The sequence below is a fragment of the Kitasatospora sp. NPDC093558 genome (assembly GCF_040683475.1).
Taxonomy (GTDB): domain Bacteria; phylum Actinomycetota; class Actinomycetes; order Streptomycetales; family Streptomycetaceae; genus Kitasatospora.
In genome coordinates, this window is record NZ_JBFBDY010000768.1 from 1 (window position 1) to 2,680 (window position 2,680).

General features: G+C 73.5%; 1 protein-coding gene and 1 pseudogene. One reads left to right on the plus strand and one right to left on the minus strand.

Annotated features, from left to right (window positions below):
* A pseudogene (locus AB0O00_RS34935) lies at positions 1-800 on the minus strand (hypothetical protein); the annotation flags it as partial.
* A gap of 408 nt (positions 801-1,208) precedes the next feature.
* Between AB0O00_RS34935 and AB0O00_RS34940 the strand changes: the two are divergent.
* The coding region (locus AB0O00_RS34940; protein ID WP_363658719.1) for an amino acid adenylation domain-containing protein at positions 1,209-2,680 on the plus strand (1,472 nt) is incomplete at its 3' end.

The window sequence follows — 2,680 nt, forward strand, 5'->3', positions numbered from 1 at the left end:
GTCTTGAGCAGCTGGTAGAGGCCCTGCTTGCCGTCCTTGACCGGGGAGCTCTCGCCCAGGTAGTCGGCGACGGCCGGGGTCGCGGTGCCGTCCAGGCCGCCCTTGGCGGTGGCGTACCAGTCGCCGTGGCCCGGGCCCTTGTCGTCCGGGAACGGGTCCTGGCCGGGGGGCACGTCGGTGTTGGCCGCGAGTAGTCTGCCGTCCGCCGAGGCCGGGACGGTGACGAGGGCGGAGGCGGCGAGAGCGACGCTCAGGCGGTCGGGGCTGCCGGGCACCGAGCTGACGTTGAGGTAGCTCTCGGTCACCCCGGTGACAGCGTCGCGCAGGGTGAGGTTGAAGCTCTTCTGGTCGGCTGCGGCCGGGGCCTTGTCGCGGGTCTGGTAGTCGACCCGGGCCCGCAGGTGGTTGCCCCAGTCGCCGGGGCTGACGGCGGTCAGCGTGACGGCGTCGGCGGCTGCGCCCGAGGCGGCGGCGAGGACGACCGTGGCGGTGGCCGGGTAGGTCGGGCCGTCGGCCGGCGCGTCCTTGGGCTTCACGGCGGTGATCCGGACGATCTCGGCCTCGGCGCCGCCGTTCTGGAAGAACTGGTAGACCGCGTAGCTCAGGTCCGAGGTGCGGTCGAGCCCGCCGAACTCCCGCTCGTAGTCGGCCCAGCTGGTGATGTGCACCGGGTCCGTCACCGATCCGCGCGGCGCCGTCCCGACGAACGCGGCGATCGACGTCGGCACGCCGACGATCGTGCGCACGGCGCTCGGCAGCTCGTCGATGTAGACGCCCGGATAGGTGGGGCTGATGGGCATCGTGACTCCCTTCGCGAGGGCAGCGGCAGCGCCCGCGGTCACCGTCCAGCGTCCGGGCCGGCCATCACGGTGGCGTCACGCCCGCTGTTCGGCGCCGTGCGGGAACGGTGACGCGGCCGTGACGCCGGGAACCTCCGGCGGCACGGGCACGCCGGAAGACCCGACATCAAATGTGCATGTCAATGACCTTGCCCATGCAGTGTTCTGACGCTCCGTAAGGAATGAGCGACGCAGCGTCACAACCCCACTCCGCTCAGGACCGCACCGGAGGCGACCTTTCCGGCATATCGAACGCGTGGTGGAATTGTGCTGGAAGTGCGAACATCTTTACCCCATCATCTCGGGAGGTACACCGCCCATCCGCTCCGGCCACGAGCCGGCGCCCGGGCCACCCTTCAGGAGTAGTGGATGAGTTCGACGGAATTCCCCGCACTTGACCCCGCAGCCGCCCTGGCCGATCTGATCGACGCCCAGGTCGGACGCACGCCGGACGCCGTCGCCCTGATCGACGGCGAACGGCGACTGACCTACCGCGAACTTGGCGAACGCTTGACCTCGACCGCGGGCCGCCTGGCCGGGGCCGGCGTCGGCCCCGGCACCCTGGTCGGCGTGTGCCTGCCGCGCTCGGCCGAGCTCGTGGTGGCCCTGCTCGCCGTGCTCCGGGCCGGCGGCGCGTACGTGCCGCTGGACCCGGCCTACCCGCAGGACCGGCTGGAGCTGGTGATCGGCGACGCGCGGGCGCCGTTCGTGCTCACCGACCGGGCACACGAGCACCTCGTGGCGGGGGCCGGTGCCGCCGTCCTGTACGCGGGTCCGGACGAGCAGGGCCCGACCGCACCCGTCGCGCCGGTGGGCAGCACCGACGCGGCGGCGTACGTCCTGTACACCTCGGGCTCCACCGGCCGCCCCAAGGGCGTCGTCGTCCCGCAGCGCGGCGTCAACGCCCTGCTGCGCTGGGCCGCCGCCACCTACCGGACCGAGGACGTGGCGGGCGAGCTGTTCGCCACCTCGGTCTGCTTCGACATCTCGGTGTACGAGGTCTTCTTCCCGCTCGCCGTCGGCGGCGCGGTCGTCGTCGCCGAGAACGCGCTCGCCCTGCCGGACCTGCCCGCGCGCGACGCGGTCACCCTCGTCAACACCGTCCCGAGCGCCATGGCGGCCCTGCTGCGCGGCGGCGCCCTGCCCGCCGGCGTACGGGTCGTCAACCTGGCCGGGGAGGCGCTGTCGCGCCGGCTCGCCGACCAGGTCCACGCGCAGCCCGGCGTCGAGCGGCTCTACAACCTGTACGGGCCCACCGAGGACACCGTCTACTCCACCTGTGCCCTGGTCGGCCGGGACGAGACCGGCGAGCCGCCGATCGGCCGGCCGGTCGGCGGCACCACGGCGCACGTCCTGGACGAGCGGCGCGGGCCCGTCCCGGACGGCGGGATCGGCGAGCTGTACCTGGCGGGCGAGGGCCTGGCGCACGGCTACCACGGCCGCCCCGACCTCACCGGGGAGCGGTTCGTGACCGTCGGCGGCGAGCGCTGCTACCGAACGGGCGACCTCGTCCGGCGGCGCGCGGACGGCAGCCTGGAGTACCACGGGCGGGCCGACCACCAGGTGAAGGTGCGCGGCTTCCGGGTCGAGCTCGGCGAGATCGAGGCCGTGCTCACCACCCATCCGGCGGTGGAGGCCGCCGTGGCGGTCGTCCAACACGATGACGCGGGAGCCTACTTGGCGGCCTTCGTCCAGTCCTTCCAGGCAGCCGACCCCGCCGAGCTGCGCGCCCACTGCGCCGCCGCGCTGCCCGCCTACATGGTGCCGCTCGCGATCGGCGTGCTGGAACGCCTGCCGCTCACCCCCAACGGCAAGACCGACCGCGCGGCGCTGCCCCGGGT